Origin of the sequence: Caballeronia sp. LP006, assembly GCF_031450995.1 — a bacterium.
In the GTDB taxonomy this organism is placed as follows: domain Bacteria; phylum Pseudomonadota; class Gammaproteobacteria; order Burkholderiales; family Burkholderiaceae; genus Caballeronia.
In genome coordinates this window covers 162,476-185,722 of the sequence record NZ_JARTVW010000003.1, presented here as the reverse complement: position 1 = coordinate 185,722, position 23,247 = coordinate 162,476, and the positions used below count along the sequence as shown (strand labels likewise).

Here is a 23,247-nt window from a genome sequence, read left to right as displayed (position 1 = left end):
GCGCTACGTTACATAGGCGGTGCGCTTGCATTCTTTGCAGCGCACCGCTTGGTTTCGCGATCGAAAGTAGTCGTCGCGCCGCTTAACAAGCCTGCTTCATCGGTATCCGACGAACCAACGCCCACGCCGACGTCGAGTTTTCGTTCGCCGTCAACAAGACGCGCTCTAACTGCATCCATCCCAAACCGGCATCCGTATTGCTCTATCGAACGCATGTTCGTGGAGCTTCGCATGCCCGTTGTCGTCTCCTTCCTGATTGCCTTCGTCGGCCTCGTGCTGCTCTTCAGCGCCGTATGGCTCTGGCAATTGCGCTCGAAAAACGCCGGCATGATCGATCCGATCTGGGCGGCATCGCTCGCACTCGTCGCGCTATTTATCGCGGTGGCCGGGACTGGCGCGTCCATCAATCGTCTATGCGTCGCGGCTGGCGGATGCGTCTGGGGCGCGCGCCTTGCCTTGCATCTGTGGCGGCGCAATCACGGCAAACCCGAAGACCCGCGTTATCACGCGTTTCGTGAACGCTGGGGCGCGGCAGCGGCGCGCAACATGTTCTGGTTCTTCCAGTTGCAGGTGCTCATCTCCATCTTGCTCGCGCTCGCGTTCTTCGTGCCCGCATATTCGGTCGAGCCCGCGCATCCGGTGGCTATCGCGGCGGCGGTCGTGGTGTGGATCATCGCCGTGGCAGGCGAAGCGCTGGCCGACCGTCAGTTGAAGCGCTTTGCCGCCGACCCATCGCATCACGGCAAGGTGTGCCGCGACGGCCTCTGGCGTTACTCGCGTCATCCCAACTATTTCTTCGAGTGCGTGCACTGGGTTGCCTACGCGGTGCTCTCGATCGGCCTGCCGTGGAGCTGGCTCACCATCGCGCCGCCGCTGTTGATGGCGTGGCTCCTTATCAAGGTGTCGGGCATTCCGCTGCTCGAAGCGCGGCTTGCCGAAACGCGCGACGGTTATCGCGACTACATGCGCACGACCAGCGTGCTGGTGCCGTGGCCGCCGAAGCCGCCCGTGCATTCATAACCCGAGGATTTTGCCGATGAACGCATCGACACGACAGGCCAGCCCGCTCGACAATTCGAATCCCCCGTTGGACGAAAGCTGGATGATCCGCCTCTGCGAACGCGGCTGGCTTCCCGACACGCTGGTGCGCGCCGGCATGCGCGCTTTCATCCGCCAGCGTCTGCGCGACGAACACGCGGGCGACGGCGAGCGCCGCACGCAAGCGCTCGATACGCTGCTGGCCGATTTGCGCACGAGCCCCATTGCCATCGAAACGCAAGCTGCCAACACACAGCATTACGAGTTGCCGGGCGCGTTCTTCGAAGCTCATCTCGGGCCGCGCCTCAAATATTCGTGTGGCTATTTTCCGAGCGGCCAGGAAACGCTCGCACAAAGCGAGATCGCGATGCTCGAAAGCTATGCCGAACGCGCGCAACTCGCCGATGGCCAGCGCATTCTCGATCTCGGCTGCGGCTGGGGCTCGCTCGCGTTGTGGCTTGCCGAGCGTTACCCGAATGCGCGCATCGTCGCGTTGTCGAATTCGCATGGGCAGCGCGCGTTCATCGAGGCTCGCGCGGCCCAGCGCGGTCTCACGAACCTGCTGGTCACGACCGGCAATATCGTCGATTTCGACTTCCCCGCCGATGGCGACGCCGTCGCGTTCGACCGCATCCTGTCGGTCGAAATGTTCGAGCACATGAAGAATTACGGCCTGCTGCTCGAAAAGATTGCGCGCTGGCTCGCCGACGACGGCAAGCTCTTCGTGCATATCTTCGCGCATCGCACGCTCGCTTATCACTTCTCCTCGCGCGACAGTTCGGACTGGATGTCGCGCTATTTCTTCACCGGCGGAACCATGCCGTCCGCCGCGCTGCTGCTCAACTTCCAGGACGATTTGCGCGTGACGCGCCAATGGTGGGTCAACGGCTCGCACTACGCGCGCACGGCCGATCTCTGGCTCGCCGCGCTCGACGCGGCGCGCGCTCGCGTCATGCCGATGCTTCAGAACACTTATGGCGACGACGCCGCACTCTGGCTGCAACGCTGGCGCATGTTTTATATGGCAGTGTCCGAACTGTTCGGCTATGCGTCCGGTAGTGAGTGGGGCGTCGCGCACTACCTGTTCGAGAAGCGACTGAACACTCGGCCGAACACTCTTCAGTCAAAGGTCATCTCATGAAACGCGCACTCATTGCCGCGCTCGCTGGCGCGGGCATCATCCTGCTGGTTGCAAGCTGCTCGAATGGTCCGCCGAATCCGAACCCGCGCGCCGAACAGCCTTTGCAAAGCGTGCCTGTCGATCTGCCGCGCTATATGGGACGCTGGTTCGTGATCGCGAATATCCCCTACTTCGCCGAACGCGATTTCGTCGCGAGCCATGTCATGTGGACCTTGCGCGACGACGGCAAGATCGTCGACGAGTTCTTCGGCCGCAAGAAGGGCTTCGACGCGCCCGAAACGCATCATCAGTTTCTCGATTCGGTGAAGCCCGGCAGCGGCGGCGGCGAATGGAGCGTACGCATCTTCTGGCCGATCCACGTGACGCAGATGACGCTTTATGTCGATCCGGATTATCGCTACACCATTCTCGGCTATCCCAACAAGAAGCTCGGCTGGATCTTCTCGCGCGAGCCGACCATGAACGACGAGACGTATCGCTCGCTCCTCGCGCGTCTGGACGCAATGGGATACGACACGACGCAGTTCCGGCGCGTGCCGCAAAGCCCCGAGCAGATCGGACAGCCAGGCTTTCAGAGTCCCGGACAGGGCGACTGAAAACCTTTGCATGCCATTTGCATCCGGCGGGCGCGCCGCATCGTATTGATTTGCGACGACACGTTTGACCGCTGCCCGCAATGGCCCACTCGGCGCGAGGAGACCTCTCGACATGAACCGAAGAGCACCAGGACAAGGTCAGCGCATCGCCGTGGTCGGCGCGGGAATCGCCGGACTGGCGAGCGCGTGGCTGCTCGCGCGCAAGCATCGCGTGACGTTGTTCGAATCCGCGGATTATCTCGGCGGCCATACCAACACCGTGGACGTGGAACTGGATGGTAAACGGCATCCCGTGGATACCGGCTTTCTCGTCTTCAACGAGCGCACGTATCCGAACCTGATCGCGATGCTCGCCGAACTCGGCGTGGCGACGCATCAAAGCGACATGTCGTTTTCCGTGTCGCTCGATGGCGGGCGGCTCGAATGGGCAGGCACGAGTCTGAACACGGTCTTCGCGCAGCGGCGCAATCTGTTTTCGCCCGCGTTCATCGGCATGTTGCGCGACATTCTGCGCTTCAATGCAGCGGCGCAGCAGCATTTGGAGCGTGCAACGCTCAACCGGTGTTCGGTCGGCGAGTTGCTGCTCGAAGGCGGTTATGGCGCGCCGTTTCAGCGTCACTATCTTCTGCCGATGGCCGCCGCGATCTGGTCGAGCGCCGCCAGCGACATCTTGCGTTTTCCCGCCGCGACCTTTCTGCGCTTCTGTCTCAATCACGCGCTCTTGCAGGTCAACAATCGGCCGCGGTGGCGCACCGTGACGGGCGGCGGACGCGAGTATGTGCGGCGTATCGCGGCAACGCTCGACGATGTGCGCATCGGCACGCCCGTGCGCGGTATCCGTCGCGATGACGAAGGCGTCGTCGTCATGACCGATGACGCCGGACCCGAGCGTTTCGATGCTCTCGTCCTCGCCACCCACGCGCCAACGAGCCTGCATCTGCTCGACGACGCTTCGGCCAGCGAGCGCACATTGCTTTCTGCCGTGCGCTATCAGCGCAATCTCGCCGTGCTGCATACGGATCGCGCGTTGCTGCCGCGCCGCCGCCGCGTGTGGTCGGCGTGGAACTATCTCGGCGCGCGCGCGTGGGCGGGCCACGGTGAGGCCGAACCGGTGTGCGTGAGCTATCTGCTCAATCAGCTTCAGCCGCTGCCGTTCGAGACACCGGTGATCGTGACGCTCAATCCCGTCGATGAACCCGCGCCAGGCAGCGAACTCGGCCGCTACGAATACGAGCATCCGCTGCTCGATCTCGCCGCCGTGGATGCGCAGCAGCGCCTGCCCGAGATACAGGGCGTGCACAACACCTGGTTCGCGGGTGCGTGGACCGGATACGGCTTTCACGAGGACGGCCTGAAGTCGGCGTTGAGGATAGCGCGGGACTTCGGCGTGGAACCGGAATGGGCGCGCTTGTGAAGGTCGCGCGCGGCCACGGCGAGGCAGCACGTTTGCTCACGGGCCGCGTGATGCACGAGCGCCTGCGGCCGGTGCATCATCGCTTCGAGTATCCGGTTTGTTATGTCTCTTGCGACCTCGCGCGCCTTGGCGAAGTGAAGCGTGCGTGGTTCGGCATCGACCAGGTTCGGCCGTTCGCGTTTTTCCAGCGCGACTTCGGTCCGCGCGATGGCAGCGATCTGCAAACCTGGATGCGCGCCCGCCTCGCCGATGCCGCGATTCCCGCCGATGGCGAAATCCGGTTGCTCTCCATTCCGCGCGTCTTCGGCCATGCTTTCAATCCCGTGAGCTTCTGGTTCTGCCATGACCGCGCGGGCAACTTGCGCGCGCTGTACGCGGACGTGCGCAACACCTTCGGCGGGCATCGCGGCTATCTCTTGAGCGCGCCGGACCACGCGCCTATCGTCGATGACACCGAGCTCGCCTGCCGCAAGACGCTGCACGTATCCCCTTTCTGCGACGTCGATGGCGACTATGCCTTTCGCGTGCGGCGGCATGGCGACCGGCTGTCGGTCGCGATCGACTATCGCGACCGCGACGGGCTATTGATTCGCACGGCAATCGGCCTGAAGGCGCGGCCGCTAACCGGCCCGCTTGCCTTGCGCACGCTATTGAGCCAGCCGCTGCTGGCTGTCGCCGTCGTCGCGCGCATTTACTGGCAGGCGCTTCGGCTCTGGATCAAGCGCGTGCCGTTCCACGGCAGACATCCGCCATCGGCCGAGGACCCGAACGCGATGAAAGAACGGACCGAATAACAAAACACAAGGCTAGACATGAATCTTTTGCGGACGATTTCCGCGCAGGCGGGCATGCCGCTTTCGGCGCGGCTTTTCATGGGCCTCCTCAAACGCATACGCGTGGGTCATCTCGTGCTCGTCACGCCCGACGGCGACCGCTGTGTATTCGGCGATGCCCTGCAGCAGCCCGCGGCCACGCTGCACCTACACGACTGGCGCGCGTGCCGGGCCATTCTCCGTTCGGGCGATATCGGCTTTGCGCAGGCGTATCGCGATCACTGGCTCGATACGCCCGATCCCGCCGCGGTATTGCGGCTCGCGATGCGCAATCAGAAGGTCGTCGAGCGTACCGTGAACGGTGGCTGGATCGCGCAGTGCGTGCATAACGTCAGGCATCGGCTGCGGCCCAACACGCGCGCCGGCAGCCGTCGTAATATCCACGCGCATTACGACATCGGCAACGACTTTTACGCGCTCTGGCTCGACCCCACGTGGACCTATTCGAGCGCGTGGTTCGACGGCGACGCGAGCCTCTCGCTCGAAGCGGCGCAGGAACGCAAGTACCGGCGCATCGTCGAGACACTCGGCTTGCGCGCGGGCATGCGCGTGCTCGAGATTGGCTGCGGCTGGGGCGGTTTCGCGCGGCATGCGGCGCGCGAGGGCATTCGCGTGCATGGCGTGACGATATCGGCGGCGCAGCATGCGTTCGCGCGCGAGCGCATGGAACGCGAGGGTTTGAGCGCACTCGTCGATATCGAGCTACGCGATTATCGCGATCTGCGTGAGCAATACGACGCCATCGTGTCGATCGAAATGTTCGAGGCGGTTGGCGAGCGCTTCTGGGCCACGTACTTCCGCACGCTGCGCCGCTGTCTCGCGCCGGGCGCGCTGGCGCTGGTGCAGTCGATCACGATCGAGGATGCGCGTTTTCTGGCGTATCGCGCGTCGAGCGATTTCATCCGCGAGCAGATTTTCCCTGGCGGCATGTTGCCGAGTCCCGAGCGCTTCGTGCAGGCGGCGCAGAAAGCGGGGATGAACGCGGCGCCGTCGCTTGCGTTCGGCGCGGACTATGCGCGCACGCTGCATCACTGGCGCGCCGCTTTCGAAGCGCGGCTCGACGCAGTGCGTGCGCTTGGTTTCGACGATGCGTTCATTCGCACGTGGCGGCTGTATCTGGCTTTTTGCGAGGCGGGCTTTGGTGAAGGGCGGATCGATGTGATGCATTTCGTGGTGCGGTAAGGCTTCGGGACAGGGCGGAACCAATGCGTTAAAGACGTGCGCTTAACGGCCGTAAACACGCGCAACGAACCATTCCGACCGACACGATGAGCCAAGACCCATTTGAAAGCCCGCTCAAGGCTGAATTCCTGCGCCACGAAGACACGCTCGCGCCAGCCGAACGCGCGCTCGGCGAAGACGATCACGCGGTCTATCGAACGCTGCTCGAATCGACCAAGGCGATTCCGTGGAAGATCGATTGGGCCACCATGCAGTTCGCGTATATCGGACCGCAGATCGAGGCGTTGCTGGGCTGGGCGCCATCGTCGTGGAAGGACGTCAACGACTGGGCCGCGCGCATGCATCCCGACGATCGCGAGGCGGTCGTGAACTTCTGCGTGGCGCAGTCGCAGGCGGGCACGGATCACGAAGCGGACTATCGCGCGTTGACCAAGGATGGCGGCTATGTCTGGCTGCGCGATGTCGTGCATGTGGTGCGCAACGAGGCAGGCGGCGTGGATTCGCTCATTGGCTTCATGTTCGACATCAGCGAACGCAAGCGCACCGAGGAAGAACTCGCGCGCCTGCATAAGGAACTGGAACATCTGTCGCTGAGCGACGGCCTCACGGGCGTCGGCAATCGCCGCATGTTCGACAACGTGATGCAGCGCGAATGGCAGGCCGCGAAGGAGTCGGGCAAACCGTTGTCGCTCGTGATGGTGGATATCGACTTCTTCAAGTCCTTCAACGATTACTACGGCCATCTGCAAGGCGACGAATGCCTGAAGCGCGTTGCCCGCGTGCTCGCCGAGGCGGCCGGGCCACGGCATTTTCTCGGCCGTTTCGGCGGTGAGGAGTTCGTGCTCGTGCTCGCGGATACCGACGCAGAAGCGGTCATGCGTATTGCCGAGCGCTGCCGGGAATTGATCGCGGATGAAGACATCGCGCATCTGCGCTCGCCGCATAATCAGCGCGTGACGGCGAGTTTCGGCGTGGGCACCGTCGTGCCGACCGATGGCATCGATCCGACGACGTTCATCAATCTGACCGATGCACAGCTTTATCAGGCGAAGGAACACGGGCGCAATCGCATCGCGTCCGTGGATCGGGCGGGGATTCGTGGGGAGGCGTTCAGGTTGCAGTCGCGATGAGGTGTAGCACTGCCTCTCGACACAGTAAAGGCTTTCGAACGCCTCGACGCGGAGTTGGAAACCCTTACCCGCTCAAGCCACTGCAAAGTGCTGTCAGCCGCTCCTTTACTCCAGCGATCACCTCATCCCAGTCGCCGCGTGTCTTTTGCGTGAAAACGCGCGCGGAGGCGTACCACGGCGAGTCTTCGCGATCGAGCAGCCAACGCCAGTCGCCGTCGAATCGCGACAGTATCCACACCGGCTTGCCGAGCGCGCCAGCCAAGTGCGCAACCGAGGTATCCACGGTGATGACGAGATCCAGATTCTCGATGATCGCGGCCGTGTCGAGAAAATCGGTAACATTGCTCATAAGGTCGAGAGGTCGAACGGCTTCGGGAATCTCGGCGAGCTGTCTTTCTTCTCCGCCTTTCTGGAGACTGAAAAACGTACACTGCGAAATACGAAGAAGAGGAAGAAGTTGTTGGAGGCGCACGGAACGGCGAATGTTGTCGCGTAACTCGGGCGGAAGCACCGACGAAGGGTTGCCAAGATCGTTTGAACCGCTCCAAGCAAGCCCGATCTTGTATCTGCCATTCGTTAATGACGCGTTGATCCGCTGTTTCCAAAACTGCACATTCTCTTCAGGGACGTCGATGTAGCGTCCGTTCGAATGCAGCATGTCCAGTGTGATGCCGAGCCTATGAGGCAGACTCATCATGTAGCACCAGAAATCGCATCCGGACAGTTCTTGCGGATGACTGACATCGCTCACGGCATCCACGCCATCGACGAGAGAAAACAGGCGCATGAGCGCGGCGTCGCACACCACGGTCAGTTTGGAGACTCCAAGCCGTCGAAGTAACGGCACGAAGCGAATGCACTGGATTGCATCGCCTAACCCTTGCTCAGGCGCGATGACGAGCGACTTGCCCTCAAGTGATTCCCCTCGCCACATCGCAATCGGAATCCTCGACGCCTGTACGTAGGGAGATACCGCGCCAGCCGCTTCCCACTCCGGCGACTCCTCATAACGAGACTCGAAATTCATCAGTCCGTCTTTATATTTTCCGTCCTTCAGCAACGTCAGGCCGAGCATCAAGCGGGCACGCACGCTGCCCGGGCGCAACGCGAGCGACTGTCTGGCGGCAGCTTCAGCCTCAGGCAGGCGATTGAGCGCATACAGTACGAGTCCGAGCGAGATGTTCGCCTCAAAAGAGGCCGGGTTCAACGACAACGCTTGACGCAGTTCGGCCTCGGCTTCATCGCATCTTCCTAACAAACGGAGCACGTCTCCAAGCGACTCGTGAGCATTGACCGAGTGAGGAAGCCCGGCGATAGCCACCCGCAGAAGCGCTTCGCTCTCCACGACACGACCCGAACTCTTGGTCAAAGCACCTAACACGAGGCTTGCTTCGGCATAGCCCGGTCGAAGTTCGAGCGCGCGACGAAATGCCGACTCTGCTTCTTCGTTGCGCTTTTCGTCGAGTAGTACAAGGCCCAAATTAAACGCTATATCCGGCGAATTTGGATTCAGGGCTGAAGCTTTTCGAAGCAGCGCTTCGGATTCCGATGTTTGGCCCAATCGGCGAAGCACTAGGGCAAGGTTGTTATGGGCGGCTGGCGAGTTCGGAGCTTGGTTAAGCTTCTGACGGAGTAGTTCTGCTTGCTTTTGAAGATCGTCCATCATTGCGTGTTGCGTCATTCTCAGGTAGTTCAGTTGCTAAAACTGTCGCTGCACCGGCCCTTGGGTTTCAAAAACGGGCGGCTTGGCGAATATTGGTTCGCCGTGGTTGCGTAGCTTCGGACACTCGACGCAGAAAGGATAGGGCAGCGACAAAATTCTTCAAGCGGTTGTCGAGAGGAGGCGATTGATGAAGCGCACATGCGCCAGATCATTGGCTGCAGAGTACAGAGCCGGACGATTGAGCGTGCTCAAACCCGCCCCGCCACCGGAATCGCCGCGCCCGTGATCGAGCGTGCATCGTCCGACAAGAGAAACGCGATCACCGCGCCGAGTTCCTCCGGCTGCACCCAGCGCGAGAAATCCGCCGATGGCATATCGGCGCGATTCTGTGCGGAATCGATAATCGAAGGCAGGATCGCGTTCACGGTAATGGCTCGATCCTTGAGCTCTTCGGCAAGCGCTTCGGTCAGACGCAGAAGCGCCGCCTTCGAAGCCGCATAAGCGCCCATCCCCGCTCCCGCTTTCAACGCCGCCAGCGCGCCCACGTTGACGATTCGCCCGCCGCCCTCGCGCATGAGCCCGAGGGCCGCCTTCGATGCGTTGAGCGCCGTCTTCACGTTCACATCGAACATGAGGTTCCATGTGTCCACGCTGCCATCCGCAATGGTTTCCCAGCGAAACGCGCCCGCCACGTTCACCAGCGCCTGCACGCCGCCGAGCTTTTGCGCAATCGCGTCGAACGCGGCTTGCGCGGCTTTTGCATCCGACAAATCGGCGCCCGTGACGATGAACGCATCCGCAAGCGGCGCGGGCAACGGGTCGTGCCGCGCGTCCTTGCCGATGAGCGCGATTCGTGCCCCGCGCTCGGCCAGCACGCGCGCGGTCGCAAGCCCCAGACTGCCGAAGCCGCCAGTGATGACAACGGTCTTTCCTTCGAGTGTGTTCATCGCGTGCTCCTTGAGCCGTGGCTGTTCAAGCATAGGATGGAACAGGCTTCAGAATTCGTAAAGCTCGGCGGGGTTATCGACGAGGATTTTGCCGCGCGTGGCTTCATCGGGCATGCAATGAGAAAACCAGTCGAGCAGGCTCGCGTTATCCGGAACCGGCTGCACGTTCGGATGCGGCCAGTTCGACGCCCACACGCCGCGCTGCGGATAGCGCGCGGCCAGTGTGCGCACGATCGGTGCGATGTCGTCGTATTCCGGCGCACCGCTGCGTGAACTCTCGTAAGGCGCCGAGAGCTTGATCCAGCAGCGCGGTCCGTCGAGCAGGCGGCATAGGGACGCGAAGCCATCGCTTGCAGGCGTGACCGGCCCCTGAAACTTGCCGATATGATCGATCACGAGCTTCGACGGCAAACGCGCGAGCAGCGCCTCAAATTGCGGCAGCGTGTGTCCGTCGAGCTGAAGATCGATGTTCCAGCCAAGCGGCGCGATACGTGCCGACATCGCCTCGATGCTGTCCCACGCAAGCAGCCCGCCAGGAAACATCATGTAGCGCACGCCGCGTATGCCGGCTTCGTGCAGACGTTGCAATTCGGCATCGTCGACGTCGGGCGGAACGACCGCGATGCCGCGTGCGCCCTTGCCCAGTTGTTCGATGGCCGCGAGCGTGCAGCGATTGTCGAAGCCGTAGCCGGTCGGCTGCACGACGATCGCACGCGACAAGCCCAACGCGCGCTGTACTTCGCGATAAGCCGATGCAGGCGCCGATGGCGGCCGGAACGTTGCGCTCGGTGCAAGCGGGTAAGCGTCGTCGTAGACGTGGAGGTGGCAATCGCAGGCGTTCATCGCGCGTCGCTCGAAATGGCGTCGACTTTCGGCGCTTCACGCTGCGCGAGCCTGAACGCATGCCGTGGATTGACCGCGCCCATCGGCATGCGCCCTTGAAACAGCGCTTCGGTTTGCGCGACGGTTTCCATCGACTGATGCTCGATCGCAGCCGGCGTGAGGCCGCCGACATGCGGCGTCGCGATGACACGTTCGTGCGCGCAAAGCGCCGGCGAAGGCATCTGGTCCGGCGCACGCCCCACGTCGAGCGCCGCGCCCGCAAGACGGCCGCTTTGCAGCGCGGCCAGCAAGGCATTGTCGTCGACGAGTTCGCCGCGCGCCGCATTGATGAAATACGCCTCCGGCTTCATCGTCGCGAAGGCTTGCGCGTTCATCAGATTGCGCGTCGCATCGTTCGCGGGCGCGAGGCACACCACGAAGTCGGCGGCGGCGAGCAAGGCCGGAAGATCGCTCTGACTCAGGCGATCATCGTCGATATTCGCGTGCGGATCGGACACGACCACGCGCATGCCGAACGCCAGCGCAAGCTCGCACAGATAGCGCGAGATCTGCCCGTAGCCGATCACGCCGAGCGTGCTGCCGCGCAACTCGCGACCCATCTTCGGCGCCAGCATCTCTCCGCGATGGTATGCCGACGCATAAGCCGTGGTGGCGCGGCCCAGATCGATCATCGCGCCGATTACCCATTCCGATACCGCCGGCACGAAGCCCGCGCTCGCCTGCGTGACGAGCACGCCATGATCGCTGGCGGCATCGACATCGACGGTACGGATATCCACCGCGCAGCGCACGAACGCGGCAAGCCGCGGCAAGGCTGCGAACAGTTCGCGTGGCGCGGGGGTCTGCCGGTAGCCGATGATCACGTCGGCATCGCGCGCGGCCGCGATGAGTTCGGCGGTCGTGAGTTCGCGGTCTTCCGTGTTGTAGGTCGCATCGGCGATGGCGTCGAGCGCCGCGCTCGCGCGTGCGCCGAAATAGTGTTCCAGCATGTGCCGGGGATGACTCACGAAAACCTTGTTCATGTCTCGGTCCTGAAGGGCTTCTACGTTGCTTTTGCGGCAGGCGGCGCCACGGATTCGCGCTCGACGAGCGTGATGTCGGTGAATAGCGCCTGCGCGGAATCGATTACAGCGTCGTCTTGCTGACGCATCACGCGCTCGACCATGGCCGCGGCCATCGCAGGAACGGGCAGTTGCACGGTCGTGAGCGCGGGGTTCGAGATAGCGGCGAGAAAGTGCCCGTCCATGCCGACCACGGACATATCGTCCGGTACGCGCAAGCCCGATTCGCGCAGACCCGCCATCAGACCGAGCGCCATCAGGTCGTTGACCGCGACGATTCCGGTCGGCCGCGCGGCGTCTTCCGAGAGTTGGCGTGCGAGCGCGCGACCGTTTTCCGCGATCATCGAGTCGCCGTATTCGTTCACCGGGCCGCTGTCGAGCACGCGCGCGCCGTGGCCGAGGCCCGCTTCCTCGGCGGCGGCGAGAAAGCCGCGAATCTTGTCGCGCCGGCTCAGCGTCATGCCGGCGAGCGTCGCATAACCGAGCCGTGTGTGACCATGCGCGATGAGATGCCGCGTCGCGAGCCGCGCCGCCTCGAAATTATCCGGCGTGACGTGATCGATGCGCGTGGTCTCGCCTTCGGTCGCGCGCCGGTCGTAGCTCACGACGACCATGCCGCGCTCGGCCGCGGTTTCCAGATGGCGCTCATCCGCGAGCGATGAGATCACGATTACGCGCCGCACGCCGTGCGAGAGCAAATCTTCGAAGAACGACGCTTCCTTCGCCGGGTCGCGATACGTATTGCCGATCAGCACGCGATAACCGTAGCGCTCTTGCGCGTAAGTCTCGACCTCGCGAGCGATATAGCCGTACATCGGATTGGCGATGGACGGCACGAGCAAGCCGACGAGCGGCGTCTGACCGGTCTTCAGCTGGCGCGCGAGCGTGCTCGGACGGTATTGCAGCGCGGTCATCGCGGCCTGCACGCGCGCGAGCGTTTCCTGACGCATCTGGTCGGTGCGGCCGTTGAGCACGTTGGAAACCGTGCTTACGGATACACCAGCGTGGCGGGCCACGTCCTGAATGGTGCTCATGAAAGTTCTTGTTTCGGACTTCGGACAACAGGCTACAGGCCGAGCCGGGTCGGCAGCCACAGAGAAAACGATGGCACCAGAATGAGTACCACGAGCGCGGCGCACAGCACCACCAGATATTTGACCATCGGTTTCGCGACGGCCTTCATTTCCGTGCCGGTGATCGCGCAGGTCGCGAAAAGCCCCAAGCCGACGGGCGGCGCGAACAGACCGAGCCCCATCGCCACGACGATCACCGTGCCGAAGTGCAGCGGGTTGATGCCGAGCTGCGTGGCGATCGGCGTGAGAAGCGGTCCAAAGATGATAAGCGCGGGTGCGCCTTCCAGCACCGCGCCGAATACGATCATGATGAGCACGGACAGCAGCAGGAACATCGTCGGTCCGTATTGATGCGCGAAGTTGATCATGGCATCGGAGACGAGCGCGGGAATCTGCTCGATGGTGAGCGCGAACGACACGCTCGACGCCGCCGCCACGATGAACAGGATGCTGCTTGCCATCGACGCCGAACGCACGAACACGCGCGCCACCTTGCGCGGCGTGAGTTCGCGAAACGCGAGCCAGCCGACCACGAGCGCATAGACCACGGCGAACGCCGACACTTCCGTCGATGTCGCGATACCCGAGGTCACGCCCTTGCCGATCATCGCGATCATCACGAGCGCGACGAACGCGCCGCCCATCAGCGGCAGAAACGCACGCGGGTTCTTGAGCGCATCGGCCACGTTGATACGACGCCCGAAGATCACCGCGACGACGGCAAGCGCGAGCGCCAGCACCGCCGCCGGGACCACGCCCGCGAGAAACAGCCCCGCGATGGAAATGTTCGCGACGAAGCCCATGATGATCATGTTCACGCACGGCGGAATGGTCTCGGCCATCACCGCGCTGCACGCGAGGAGCGCCGCCGCTTCGTTCGGGTCCTGCTTGCTCTGACGCACGGCCGGCATGACCACGCCGCCGACCGCCGCGATATCTGCGAGCTTCGAGCCGGACACGCCTGAGAAGAACGCCGTCGCCATGATGGTGATGAGACCGAGCCCGCCGCGCACGCGACCGAAAATACGCAGCAGGAGTTCGATCAGCCGCGACGACATGCCGTTGGTTTCCATCAGCAAGCCCGCAAGCACGAAGAACGGAATGGCGAGCAGCACGAAGTGGTCGGCGCCGGCCATCACCTGTTGCGAGTAGACGAGGATCGGCAGGGTCGGCTCGGCGAGAAAATACAGCAACGCGGAAAACGCGAGCACGAAGCCGATGGGCACGCCGAGCACGAGTCCGCCGACGAAACCGGCCGCGAGCAGAATGCCCGGCTTGATCGCGTGATCGGGCATGAGCGCGTTCCAGCCGAACAGCGCCGCCGCGACCACGACGCAACCGATGAGCGCGCCGAACACCGTCTTGCGCGGCCCGTTCAATGCATTGGCGAGCGCGAACACCGCCATGAACACACTGCCCGCGACGAGCGGATACACGTTGATCCACGCGGGCAGGCCGCTTGGCGTCATCTGGCCGTAGGAATCGACGAGCAAGAGGCACGACGAGAAGCACAGATTGGCCGCCACGGCCGCGATGATCCAGTGCCCGGCCTGAATCAGCGCCGGTTGCCAGCGTGCGGGCAGCGCCGCGCGAAACAGATCGACGCCGACATGCTGACTGCGCGCAAGCACGGTCGCCGCGCCGAAGAAGACCAGCACGATCATCAACGCACGCGCGATCTCCTCGGCCCAATCGACTGGATCGTGCAGAAAGTAGCGATAGATGACGGAGACGAACACCACGATCACATCGGCCGCGAGCACGGCGGCGCAAATGTATTCGATCCAGCGCATGACGACGGCGAGCGCGCGCGTGAGCGCGGTCTTCTGGCCGAAGCCGGGCGCGGCCGCAAGCTGCGCTTCGGGGCCGGGCGTCGCGGAGAAAGAGGTCATGGCGTTCAGCCTCGTGCGGCGGCGATGGCCGGAAAAAGCGGCGCGGTCGCGGGATACTGTTTCGCGAAATTCGCGTACAACTGCGTCTGCATTTCGTGACGCGCGGTCTCGCGGTCCGCGGGCGACATCGGGAAGAAAGTCATGCCGCGCTGCTTCAGTTCCTGCTCGGCGCGCGCCGCCGTCTGCACGGCTACCGTGCGTTGCTTCGCCGTCGCATCCTGCGCGGCCTTCTGGAAGGCCGGCCGAAGATTCGCGGGAATCTTGTCGAGCGAGCGGCGGCCCATCACGACGACGAGCGGGCTGAACACGTGCTGCGTCTGCCAGCACGACTTCACCACTTCGTCGTATTTGCTCGCGAGCACGGTCGCGCAGTCGTGCTCGAAGCCGTCGACGACACCGGTTTGCGCCGCCATGTACAACTCGCCGATGGGAATGGGCGTCGGCACCGCGCCCATCAGCTTGAACGTGTCCATGAAAGCGGGCGTGGGCAGCACGCGCAGTTTCACGCCCTTGATTTCCGCGAGCGAGTGCGCGGGCTTCTTCGTGAACACGTTGCGGCCGCCGAACGAATAGCCCCACGTGATGACCGAGCAACCCGCGCGCTTTTGCAGCAGGCTGTCGAAGCTCTGGCCGACGCTGCCGTCCATCGCGCGGCCGACGTGATCGAAGTTATCAAAGACGTAACCCAGATCGAGCATGCCGAGTTCGGGCAGAACCGTTGCCCAGATGGACGAGCCCGTCACCATCATGTCGACCGCGCCGACCTTCACTTGCTGAACGACGTCGCTTTCCTTGCCGAGTTGATTGTTCGGAAAATAATCGATGCGAATCTGCTCGCCCACGCTCGCCTTCAGGTTTTCAGCCAGGTACTGATACCAGACGTAGTGCGCGGCGTTTTGATTCGCGGGCATCGACGACGAAAGCCGCAGCGCGACCGGCGCCTGCGCGCGTGCGAGCGACGGCAACGCACCGCCCGCCACCGCGAGCGAGGCCGCCGAGGCGGTTTGAAGGAAGCGTCGCCGGGATGTCGATTGCATGTCTTGTCTCCTAAGAGCCGCGGATCGCAGTGCGCCGGTTGCGGCTGTATCGATTTAGTGTATCGATACAGTAAACGGCGGGCGGATCTTCACCCATAGGGGTTATCCCGCTGATTCTGCCGCGCTCCGATGGTTCTCTACGCGTCGACTCGCACAGCGCTAGCCCGCTCGCTGCGTCCGGCAAGCACCCACACCGCCGACGCCACGAGCAACGCACTCACGCCCGCCACACCTAACGCAGCCGCGAAGCCGCTCGCGAAACTCGTACGTGCGATCGCGACGACAGCCGCGTTGCCGCCCGCGCCCGCATGTGCCAGATCGCCCGCAAGCACGCGCGAGAGGAAGGTTTCATCGAACGCGTGCATGAGGGCAGGGAAACCGCTTGCATGCAGATCGAGCGCGCTTTTCGTGCGCGCCGCGAGCACCGCGCCGAGCACGCCCACCGACGTGACGATGGCCGTAAAGCGCGTCGTCGTGCTGATACCCGACGCCATGCCCGTGCGATGCGCCGGCACACACGCCATGATCGCCTTCTGCGTGTCGCCGTTGAGGATGCCCGCGCCGAGTCCGGTGACGATCATCGAGACCGCGATGAGCCCGTAATACGACATCGACGCGAACCACGCCGTCAGCAGATTGCCCACGCCGATGGTCGCAAGCCCGAACGTGAGCAGCGCCATTGCAGGCACGCGCTTGCCGAGCGCCGCGCCGAGATGCGGCCCGGCGATCATCGCGAGCGCGAACGGCAACATGCCGACGCCCGCGCGCACCGCGGTCAAGCCGAACGCGTTTTGCAGATAAAGCGGCAGGAACGTCATCATGACTTGCGCGCAGGCCGCGTAGCCGAACATGGCGAGCACGGCGGCGACGAAGCGCGATTCGCGAAACAGCGAGAGATCGATCATCGGATGCGCGCGCGAGCGTTGCACGCGCACGAACACGACCAGGAGCGCCGCGCACGCGGCAAGGCGCGCTTCGGTGCGCCAGCTCGTCCAGCCATCGGCCTGACCGCCGATCAGCGCCCAGATGCCGAGCGAAAGCGACGCGGCAAAGATTGCGCTGCCGAGCAGGTCGAGCGATCCCGCATGCGGATTACGCGACTCGCGCATGCCGCGCCACGCGCACCAGGCGAGCAGCGCGCAGATCGGCAGGTTCATGAGGAAGATCCAACGCCAGCCGAACCATTGCGTGATCGCGCCGCCGACGAGTGGCGCGACGGTCGTCGAAATACCCATGCAGGTGCCCCAGATCGCCCATGCACGAGCGCGCGCCGCGCCTTCGTGGAAGGTGTTGGCGATGATCGCGAGCGCGGACGTGAGCAGCATTGCCGCGCCGACGCCCTTCGCCGCGCGCGCCAGATTCAGCGCGAACGCGGAAGGCGCGAGGCCACAGCCGAGCGAGGCCAGCGCGAACGCCGCGAGCCCGGCGATCAGCATCTTCTTTCTGCCGATGCGGTCGGCGAGCGCGCCCGCCGGCAGCAGACACGCGGCGAACGCGACCATGTAGGCGCTCACGACCCATTCGACATCGGCGAAACCGGCGTGGAAATCGCGCGCGATGGATGGCAGCGCCACGGCGACGACGTTGGTATCGAGCGTGATCAGCGCGCAGGTCGCCGATGCGGTGAGAAGCACGAAGCGCGCGGCGGACCGGTTCGGCGAGACATCGGCGGTGTTGGACATGGCGGGCGAATGTTGACGATGAAGCTATCGATGCTAGTGAGATCGCTCTTGTCTGTCATTGACATAGAATCTCCAAATAATTGATGCATTCGACAATACGAAGCGAGGCTCTCATGCCAGTGGAATTGCGCCATGTGCGCTGCTTTTTGAGCGTCGCGCGGCATCTGCATTTCACGCGTGCCGCCGATGAACTCGGCATTGCGCCGCCCGCGCTCACGCGACGAATTCAGGAAGCGGAGCGGCTCCTTGGCGTGCGGCTTTTTCAGCGCACGAAGCGCTCGGTGGCGCTGACCGCGGCGGGCGAGGCGTATCTCGTCGAGGCATCGAGCGCGCTCGATCATCTCGCGCGCGGGGCCGAGCGCGCGGCGCTGGCGGAGCGCGGCGAGCTGGGCAGGATCGTGATCGGCTACGTCGGTTCGGCGGTTTATTCGGGCGTGCTGCAGACACACGTGCGCGGCTTTCGTGCGCGCTATCCGCAGGTTGCCATCGGTATCCGCGAGATCGTCATGCGCGAGGCGGGCGCGCTGCTCATCGACGGTCATATCGATATCGCTTACGTGCGGCCGCCCGTGCCGTATCCGGATGGCGTCGAGGTGCGCACGGTGCGTCGCGATGCGTTCATCGTCGCGCTGCCGGCCGATTCTCCGCTGACGGAAACGGAAACCATCACGCCCGCGCAACTGCGTGGTCAGTCGTTCGTGTTGCCGGAGCAGGAGTCCGGCACGCTCGAGGTTGGAAGACGCGGGCGCTTCGAGCCGCACATCGCCGGACAGCCGGGCACGCTGTCGGATGTGCTCGCGCATGTGTCGCTCGGCGGCGATGTGGCGGTCGTGCCACGATCGCTCGCGCAATGCGTGACGGTGCCGGGCGTTGAGTATCGCGAGATCGCGGGAAAGCCGGTGCCTTCGGAAGTCGCGGTGGTGTATCGGCGGTTCGAGAAAGGGGCGGCGGTGAAGGGGTTTTTGGAAATGGCTTCGAAGGCGTGAAGCGCATTTCCGGTTGCATTGTTGGCTTTGCTTGGATGATCGATACATATCAATGGGATTGGCCGATCGGGGTAGTTCTCTGATCAGGCGTCAAGATCGAAAACTGGCTCGACGGTCCCGCTTGAGACGCGCGTCCTGACGCAAGAGCCTTGCGGCCTCACGCTTTCCTAACTCTTCGCGCCCAGACTTCCCCTCACACGCTGCATGACAGGAGGGGAAAATGAAGATCGAACCGACACCCATCGCAGGCGCATCGCTCGTCGACATCGACATCGGGCGCGACGCACCCGTGATCGATACCGCGCCCACCTTGCCCGACACGCAAGCGACGGCCATGTCTTACGAAGCGCTGCTGCCCTATCTGCTGTTGCCGATCGCAGGCGCTTACTAAGCGAACAAGCCATGTTCGAACGAGACGGCGTCACTTACGTGTTTCACCACGTCTGCATTCCGATCGCATCGCCATGAAGCCGTCGTAAAGACGCTGAACGAGGAAGACTCGGCGCGCCGCACGGTCGTGCATCGCGCTTGACCTGTGCTTTTTCAGCGCCTATACAGGACGTTCACCGCGCGCATCGCACGATACCGCCTCGATCGAGACCGGAGTCCAGAGTGACGATAACCACAAGATTCAAGCCGCCAGTCCCGCTGACTTTCACATTGCCGCTCGCCCTGAGTCTCGCGCTCGCGGCCTGCGCAACCGACTCTTCCGCTCCGCCACCGCCCGGCACCGTCACGACGACGCTGCCATCGGGCGGCGTCTACAAAGGGACAATCGACAACGGTCAGGCCGATGCCACGCTGCTCGTGCTCTTCGATGGCTCGGCGTATCTCTTCTACGGCACTCCGAACGACACGCGCGGCACGAACCTGTCGGGCGTCGCCATCGCCACGGGCGGCACGCAGACGAGCGACGGCAAGTTCGCGAGCACCTCGGCGTTCGACTATCGCGTGGGCCGGGCGCCCGCCACCGCCGCCAACTTCAGCGCAAACTTCGCGCAAGCGCCGGCCGTAAGCGGCACGGTCGCAAGCAAGAACGGCGGCGCGGGCCTCGCCTTCAACGTGAATGCCGCGCCGATGCTCGACACCGGACCGAGCCTCGCCAACGCTGGCGGCCTCTACAGCGGCCGCGGAATGTCGCTCGGAGGCGCGACGACCACGCGCATCACCGTCGCCGCCGATGGCTACGCCGCCGGCACGACGAGCGCCGGTTGCATCTTCAAGGGAACGGTGGCGCCGCGTCCCGGCGCGAACGCCTACGACGTCTCGGTGACGTTCGGCCCCGCGCCCTGCCCGCTGCCCGACGCGACCGTCAAGGGCGCCGCCGTGCTCGACGGCCCGCGCCTGCTAGTCGCGCTGCCGAGCCCCGACCGTGCCAACGTCTTTCTCTTCGATGGCAGGAAATAGCTGCCGACGCTTTTTATCAGCGCGTGAAAAAAGCCGGCTCGCTGCTTGCAGCGGGCGATTCGTATTCTAAGATTGTTGCTACCGTAGGCAGCGGCGTCGTGATACGCGTGCTTGGTCGAGGTGCGCGTGACGCCGTCTCCTTCGGCGAGAGTCATCAGTCGTGTTGTTCAGTGAGGTTCAATAAGCCGTAACAACAAGGAGACAACCAGATGAACGCAACGCTCAAGCTTTTGCCGTTGGCGGTCGGCGCCATGCTCGCCTGCCTGCCGTATGCGAACGCCGCGCAAGACAATCTCAATTCGCTGTCCAACTTCAAGCAGACCGGCACGAGTCAGGCCGAAAAGGTGCCGCAAGGCGGCCAGACCGCCGACGCGCTGCGCGAAAATCTCAAGCAAATCAAACTGCCGCCAGGCTTCAAGATCGACCTGTATGCAATCGTGCCGGAAGCGCGGCACATGGCTATCGAGCCTTCGACGGGCGTGGTGTTCGTCGGCACGCGCAAGAATCGCGTATGGCAGGTGACGGATCGAACCAAAAGGCGCGTCGCGGATGACGTCGTTCAATTCGCCTCGTCGGTCACGTTCAAGGTGCCGAACGGCGTCTGCTTCTCGCCGGATGGCGTGCTTTACGTGGTCGAGCAGAATCGCGTGCTCGGTTTCCCGGCGGCCCAGTTCTTCGGCGACGGCGGGCCGGACGTGGCCGCGGCGGTCGTCGTGCCGCAAGGCAAGCTGATCCCGGCGACGTTCGAGAGCTTCAATCACGGCGCGCGCGCGTGCCGTATCGGGCCTGACAAGAAGCTATATATCGCGCTCGGCCAGCCGTGGAACGTGCCGCCGAAAGACAAACTCGCCGATATCGATAAGAACGGGCTCGCGGGCATCATCCGTCTGGATCAAGACGGCAAGAACCGCGAAACCTACGCGCACGGCGTGCGTAATTCGGTCGGCCTCGACTTCAATCCGAAGGACAAGACGCTCTGGTTCACCGACAACCAGGTCGACGGCATGGGCGACGACATTCCTCCGGGCGAACTTAACCGCGCGACCAAGGCGGGCGAGAACTTCGGCTTCCCGTGGTACGGCGGCGGCAAGGTGCGGACCGTCGACTACAAGGATCAGAATCCGCCGGCGAACCTGGTGTATCCGCAAGTCGAATTCGCGGCGCACGCGGCCGACCTCGGCATGTCGTTCTATAACGCTAAGACGTTCCCGGACAAGTACCAGGGCGGCATCTTCGTCGCGGAACACGGTTCGTGGAATCGCACGAAGCCCATCGGCGCACGCATCATGTACGTGCCCGTCAAGGACGACGGCACGGCGGGCGAACCGGAAGTCTTCGCGGATGGCTGGCTCACTTCGAGCGGCGAGTACATGGGACGCCCGGTCGATGTCCAGGTATTGCAGGACGGCTCGCTGCTGGTATCCGACGACTATGCCGGCGCCATCTATCGTATTTCGTATTCGGGGTCGAAGTGATGCGGCCGGCGCAGACAGCGGTGGTGGCGAGCCTGATGCTGGCGGTATCCAGCGTCGCGCTCGCAGCGGGCGATATCAAGGCGGGGCGCGCGAAGGCGGCACAGTGTCAGGCGTGCCACGGGCTCGACGGCATGTCGAAGCTGCCGGAAGCGCCCAACCTCGCGGGGCAGACGGAGGAGTATCTCGTGAAGGCGCTGACCGACTTTCACACGGGCGCGCGCCAGAACGAAATGATGTCGATGGTCGCGAAACCCTTGTCCGAGGCGGATATCGCCAATCTCGCGGCGTACTACCACAGTCTCGGCAAGCAATGACCGAAGCAGACTTGCTTGACGATGCCCTTCCCCAGCGCAAATTTTTTGGTTTGACGCTTGACTTGGATGGGTAAGGGTTTATACTAAGCCTTGTCTCCTCCATGTCTCAACCGATATGGATTCAAGCCCGCTCAATGCAGCGGGCTTTTTTTTCGCCCGCTTGCGGCGCTTACGCACGTCTCACCACCGAAGCGCACCCCCGCGCGCCTCGTTCCCCGCATTGACTGTTGGTCTCCCCTGCGCTTTTCCGCGCGGTGAATTTTCGTTCGTATCGAACATCGAACCTATTGGCCCCGCTCGCCTGGACGCCTTCGCGTCTCATCGTATGTGGTCTCCCCAGCGCTCCCCGTGCGCCGGTTGGGGTTTTCGTTTCCAGGGCGCCCCCGGCCCTGGTTGTCCACAGATCTTCTGCACAAGCCTGTGGATATCGTTATGGAAATCAGTGCAACGTGCTGATTCGAAACCGCTAACCGGGAGCGCCTTTGCATCGTGCGGCGCGCCTCGATTAGTGTCAGTCTGCGTCTGTCACGCACGACGCCAGCATCGTCGTCATGCGATTCAATTCGCTGCTGAAGAAAGTGTGCGGCGCGGTCGCTACGCTGAGTTCGTCGGCGGCCGAGCGCGGCATCGCCAATACGATCGTGCCCGTTGCCACGAGCGCGACGATCATCGATAAGAGCCAGGAGAAGACGTACATCGCCAGTTACCTCGTCTGTCTGATTTGCGCTCGCAAACGTGAGCGCCTGATGAGCAGATTAAGGTTCGATGGCGTTCTGCACAGCCCCGCGGATGGGGGGACGTGAAGGAGGGACGACGTGCGCCCGCCTTCACGCGTCGAGCCGGAAGGCTGTTAGCGCGAGCCGAACGGCCGCATATCCGGCGATGGATCGGGCGACACGCCCTGCGCGACAGCCGCGTCGCTTTGCGCGCGCATGGCTCGCTGGAAACCATCGCGTTCGCGCAATCGGGACCAATAGCGCGCGATCGGCTCCGCGAAGCGTTCGTGCAAACCGATATGCTCCGCGAGCATCAACGCATAACCAACCGAGATATCCGCGGCCGTGAACCGCCCCGCGCACAAAAAAGCCTCGCGCTCCAGCAGCGGCACGAGCGTGCGCAGACGCGCATGAAACCACTTCGCGTAATCCTCGGCGACTTGCGGCTGCCGGCGCTCGGGCGGCTCCAGATGCGTGTAACGCAAGACGAGCGTCTGTGGAAACGTGAGCGTCGCCTCGCCGAAGTGCAGGAAGTTGAGATAGCGGCCGAAGTCCGCTTCGTGCGAAGCGACATCAAGGGCGCCGGGCGAATAACGCGCCGCAAGATACTGACAAATCGCGGCCGATTCGGTCATGAAAAGCGCGTCGTCATTGAAGGCCGGAATCGTACCGAGCGGGTTCACTTGCATGAACTCGCGCGCCACCACACGCGGCGGAAACGGCAGCATCTTCAGTTGGTACGGCACGCCGATTTCCTCGAGCGCCCAAAGCGGCCGGAACGACCGCGCGCTCACGCAATGATGCAGCGTGATCATCG

The 23,247-nt window shown here is 63.5% G+C and carries 22 protein-coding genes; 12 read left to right on the top strand and 10 right to left on the bottom strand.

Annotated elements, in window-relative coordinates; all coding sequences use genetic code 11:
• The first annotated feature begins 231 nt into the window (after positions 1–231).
• The 7 genes from P9250_RS05545 to P9250_RS05515 all read left to right on the top strand — a co-directional run bounded on the left by P9250_RS05545 (position 232) and on the right by P9250_RS05515 (position 7,334).
• Entirely contained in the window at positions 232–1,020 is a 789-nt protein-coding gene (locus tag P9250_RS05545; RefSeq protein WP_310391640.1) for a DUF1295 domain-containing protein, read from the top strand.
• Between the two features lie 16 nt (positions 1,021–1,036).
• Entirely contained in the window at positions 1,037–2,179 is a 1,143-nt protein-coding gene (locus tag P9250_RS05540) for a class I SAM-dependent methyltransferase (RefSeq protein ID WP_310391638.1), read from the top strand.
• On the top strand, positions 2,176–2,775 hold the full coding sequence (locus tag P9250_RS05535) for a lipocalin family protein (protein ID WP_244829834.1): 600 nt from the start codon (positions 2,176–2,178) through the stop codon (positions 2,773–2,775). Before P9250_RS05540 ends, P9250_RS05535 begins: the two co-directional genes overlap by 4 nt.
• A 112-nt stretch (positions 2,776–2,887) precedes the next feature.
• On the top strand, positions 2,888–4,189 hold the full coding sequence (locus P9250_RS05530; protein ID WP_244829835.1) for an NAD(P)/FAD-dependent oxidoreductase: 1,302 nt from the start codon (positions 2,888–2,890) through the stop codon (positions 4,187–4,189).
• Positions 4,174–4,983 (top strand): DUF1365 domain-containing protein, encoded by an 810-nt coding sequence (locus P9250_RS05525; protein WP_309846675.1) that lies wholly within the window; start codon positions 4,174–4,176, stop codon positions 4,981–4,983. The genes P9250_RS05530 and P9250_RS05525 overlap by 16 nt, the downstream gene beginning before the upstream one ends.
• A gap of 18 nt (positions 4,984–5,001) precedes the next feature.
• A complete protein-coding gene (locus tag P9250_RS05520) occupies positions 5,002–6,204 on the top strand; it encodes a cyclopropane-fatty-acyl-phospholipid synthase family protein (protein ID WP_310391634.1) in 1,203 nt (400 codons plus the stop codon).
• An 86-nt stretch (positions 6,205–6,290) separates the two neighbouring features.
• Complete coding sequence (locus P9250_RS05515) at positions 6,291–7,334, top strand: sensor domain-containing diguanylate cyclase (protein ID WP_244829838.1); 1,044 nt, start codon at positions 6,291–6,293, stop codon at positions 7,332–7,334.
• 64 nt (positions 7,335–7,398) lie between these two features.
• Here the strand turns inward: P9250_RS05515 and P9250_RS05510 are convergent, their stop codons facing one another.
• From P9250_RS05510 to P9250_RS05475, 8 genes are all read right to left on the bottom strand, one after another.
• The gene (locus P9250_RS05510) at positions 7,399–9,000 is read right to left on the bottom strand and encodes a tetratricopeptide repeat protein (RefSeq protein ID WP_310391632.1); all 1,602 of its coding nucleotides are present in this window, start codon (positions 8,998–9,000) and stop codon (positions 7,399–7,401) included.
• Between the two features lie 245 nt (positions 9,001–9,245).
• The gene (locus P9250_RS05505) at positions 9,246–9,944 is read right to left on the bottom strand and encodes an SDR family oxidoreductase (RefSeq protein WP_310391630.1); all 699 of its coding nucleotides are present in this window, start codon (positions 9,942–9,944) and stop codon (positions 9,246–9,248) included.
• Positions 9,945–9,992: 48 nt separating this feature from the next.
• Positions 9,993–10,787, bottom strand: a complete 795-nt coding sequence (locus P9250_RS05500; protein ID WP_244829840.1) for an amidohydrolase — start codon at positions 10,785–10,787, stop codon at positions 9,993–9,995.
• A complete protein-coding gene (locus P9250_RS05495) occupies positions 10,784–11,809 on the bottom strand; it encodes a hydroxyacid dehydrogenase (RefSeq protein WP_310391628.1) in 1,026 nt (341 codons plus the stop codon). The genes P9250_RS05500 and P9250_RS05495 overlap by 4 nt, the downstream gene beginning before the upstream one ends.
• 20 nt (positions 11,810–11,829) lie before the next feature.
• Complete coding sequence (locus P9250_RS05490; RefSeq protein WP_244829842.1) at positions 11,830–12,882, bottom strand: LacI family DNA-binding transcriptional regulator; 1,053 nt, start codon at positions 12,880–12,882, stop codon at positions 11,830–11,832.
• A 32-nt stretch (positions 12,883–12,914) separates the two neighbouring features.
• Complete coding sequence (locus tag P9250_RS05485) at positions 12,915–14,813, bottom strand: TRAP transporter large permease subunit (protein WP_310391626.1); 1,899 nt, start codon at positions 14,811–14,813, stop codon at positions 12,915–12,917.
• Between the two features lie 5 nt (positions 14,814–14,818).
• A complete protein-coding gene (locus P9250_RS05480) occupies positions 14,819–15,850 on the bottom strand; it encodes a TRAP transporter substrate-binding protein (protein ID WP_250469012.1) in 1,032 nt (343 codons plus the stop codon).
• Between the two features lie 137 nt (positions 15,851–15,987).
• Complete coding sequence (locus tag P9250_RS05475) at positions 15,988–17,532, bottom strand: MFS transporter (protein ID WP_310391623.1); 1,545 nt, start codon at positions 17,530–17,532, stop codon at positions 15,988–15,990.
• A gap of 113 nt (positions 17,533–17,645) precedes the next feature.
• Between P9250_RS05475 and P9250_RS05470 the strand changes: the two genes are divergently transcribed.
• The 5 genes from P9250_RS05470 to P9250_RS05450 all read left to right on the top strand — a co-directional run bounded on the left by P9250_RS05470 (position 17,646) and on the right by P9250_RS05450 (position 21,714).
• On the top strand, positions 17,646–18,518 hold the full coding sequence (locus P9250_RS05470) for a LysR substrate-binding domain-containing protein (protein WP_244829846.1): 873 nt from the start codon (positions 17,646–17,648) through the stop codon (positions 18,516–18,518).
• Between the two features lie 220 nt (positions 18,519–18,738).
• Entirely contained in the window at positions 18,739–18,909 is a 171-nt protein-coding gene (locus P9250_RS05465; RefSeq protein ID WP_244829849.1) for a hypothetical protein, read from the top strand.
• 221 nt (positions 18,910–19,130) lie between these two features.
• The gene (locus tag P9250_RS05460; RefSeq protein WP_250469004.1) at positions 19,131–19,925 is read left to right on the top strand and encodes a hypothetical protein; all 795 of its coding nucleotides are present in this window, start codon (positions 19,131–19,133) and stop codon (positions 19,923–19,925) included.
• Positions 19,926–20,134: 209 nt separating this feature from the next.
• Positions 20,135–21,400: a sorbosone dehydrogenase family protein gene (locus P9250_RS05455; RefSeq protein WP_244829851.1), complete on the top strand. Its 1,266-nt coding sequence runs from the start codon at positions 20,135–20,137 to the stop codon at positions 21,398–21,400.
• Positions 21,400–21,714 (top strand): cytochrome c, encoded by a 315-nt coding sequence (locus P9250_RS05450; protein ID WP_250469002.1) that lies wholly within the window; start codon positions 21,400–21,402, stop codon positions 21,712–21,714. The genes P9250_RS05455 and P9250_RS05450 overlap by 1 nt, the downstream gene beginning before the upstream one ends.
• Before the next feature lie 511 nt (positions 21,715–22,225).
• On the opposite strand, the gene P9250_RS05445 is transcribed toward P9250_RS05450, so the two are convergent.
• A complete protein-coding gene (locus tag P9250_RS05445; protein WP_250494396.1) occupies positions 22,226–22,411 on the bottom strand; it encodes a hypothetical protein in 186 nt (61 codons plus the stop codon).
• Between the two features lie 153 nt (positions 22,412–22,564).
• Entirely contained in the window at positions 22,565–23,245 is a 681-nt protein-coding gene (locus P9250_RS05440; RefSeq protein ID WP_250494395.1) for a glutathione S-transferase family protein, read from the bottom strand.
• Positions 23,246–23,247: the final 2 nt, after the last annotated feature.

Excerpts from the sequence above, each read along its gene's own strand:
- P9250_RS05490 (WP_244829842.1), bottom strand. The coding sequence starts at position 12,882 with ATGAGCACCATTCAGGACGTGGCCCGCCACGCTGGTGTATCCGTAAGC.
- P9250_RS05480 (WP_250469012.1), bottom strand. The coding sequence starts at position 15,850 with ATGCAATCGACATCCCGGCGACGCTTCCTTCAAACCGCCTCGGCGGCC.
- P9250_RS05455 (WP_244829851.1), top strand. The coding sequence starts at position 20,135 with ATGAACGCAACGCTCAAGCTTTTGCCGTTGGCGGTCGGCGCCATGCTC.
- P9250_RS05495 (WP_310391628.1), bottom strand. The coding sequence starts at position 11,809 with ATGAACAAGGTTTTCGTGAGTCATCCCCGGCACATGCTGGAACACTAT.
- P9250_RS05470 (WP_244829846.1), top strand. The coding sequence starts at position 17,646 with ATGCCAGTGGAATTGCGCCATGTGCGCTGCTTTTTGAGCGTCGCGCGG.
- P9250_RS05445 (WP_250494396.1), bottom strand. The coding sequence starts at position 22,411 with ATGTACGTCTTCTCCTGGCTCTTATCGATGATCGTCGCGCTCGTGGCA.
- P9250_RS05485 (WP_310391626.1), bottom strand. The coding sequence starts at position 14,813 with ATGACCTCTTTCTCCGCGACGCCCGGCCCCGAAGCGCAGCTTGCGGCC.
- P9250_RS05505 (WP_310391630.1), bottom strand. The coding sequence starts at position 9,944 with ATGAACACACTCGAAGGAAAGACCGTTGTCATCACTGGCGGCTTCGGC.
- P9250_RS05465 (WP_244829849.1), top strand. The coding sequence starts at position 18,739 with ATGAAGATCGAACCGACACCCATCGCAGGCGCATCGCTCGTCGACATC.
- P9250_RS05520 (WP_310391634.1), top strand. The coding sequence starts at position 5,002 with ATGAATCTTTTGCGGACGATTTCCGCGCAGGCGGGCATGCCGCTTTCG.
- P9250_RS05475 (WP_310391623.1), bottom strand. The coding sequence starts at position 17,532 with ATGTCCAACACCGCCGATGTCTCGCCGAACCGGTCCGCCGCGCGCTTC.
- P9250_RS05530 (WP_244829835.1), top strand. The coding sequence starts at position 2,888 with ATGAACCGAAGAGCACCAGGACAAGGTCAGCGCATCGCCGTGGTCGGC.
- P9250_RS05450 (WP_250469002.1), top strand. The coding sequence starts at position 21,400 with ATGCGGCCGGCGCAGACAGCGGTGGTGGCGAGCCTGATGCTGGCGGTA.
- P9250_RS05535 (WP_244829834.1), top strand. The coding sequence starts at position 2,176 with ATGAAACGCGCACTCATTGCCGCGCTCGCTGGCGCGGGCATCATCCTG.
- P9250_RS05545 (WP_310391640.1), top strand. The coding sequence starts at position 232 with ATGCCCGTTGTCGTCTCCTTCCTGATTGCCTTCGTCGGCCTCGTGCTG.
- P9250_RS05500 (WP_244829840.1), bottom strand. The coding sequence starts at position 10,787 with ATGAACGCCTGCGATTGCCACCTCCACGTCTACGACGACGCTTACCCG.
- P9250_RS05525 (WP_309846675.1), top strand. The coding sequence starts at position 4,174 with ATGGGCGCGCTTGTGAAGGTCGCGCGCGGCCACGGCGAGGCAGCACGT.
- P9250_RS05515 (WP_244829838.1), top strand. The coding sequence starts at position 6,291 with ATGAGCCAAGACCCATTTGAAAGCCCGCTCAAGGCTGAATTCCTGCGC.
- P9250_RS05510 (WP_310391632.1), bottom strand. The coding sequence starts at position 9,000 with ATGATGGACGATCTTCAAAAGCAAGCAGAACTACTCCGTCAGAAGCTT.
- P9250_RS05440 (WP_250494395.1), bottom strand. The coding sequence starts at position 23,245 with ATGATCACGCTGCATCATTGCGTGAGCGCGCGGTCGTTCCGGCCGCTT.
- P9250_RS05540 (WP_310391638.1), top strand. The coding sequence starts at position 1,037 with ATGAACGCATCGACACGACAGGCCAGCCCGCTCGACAATTCGAATCCC.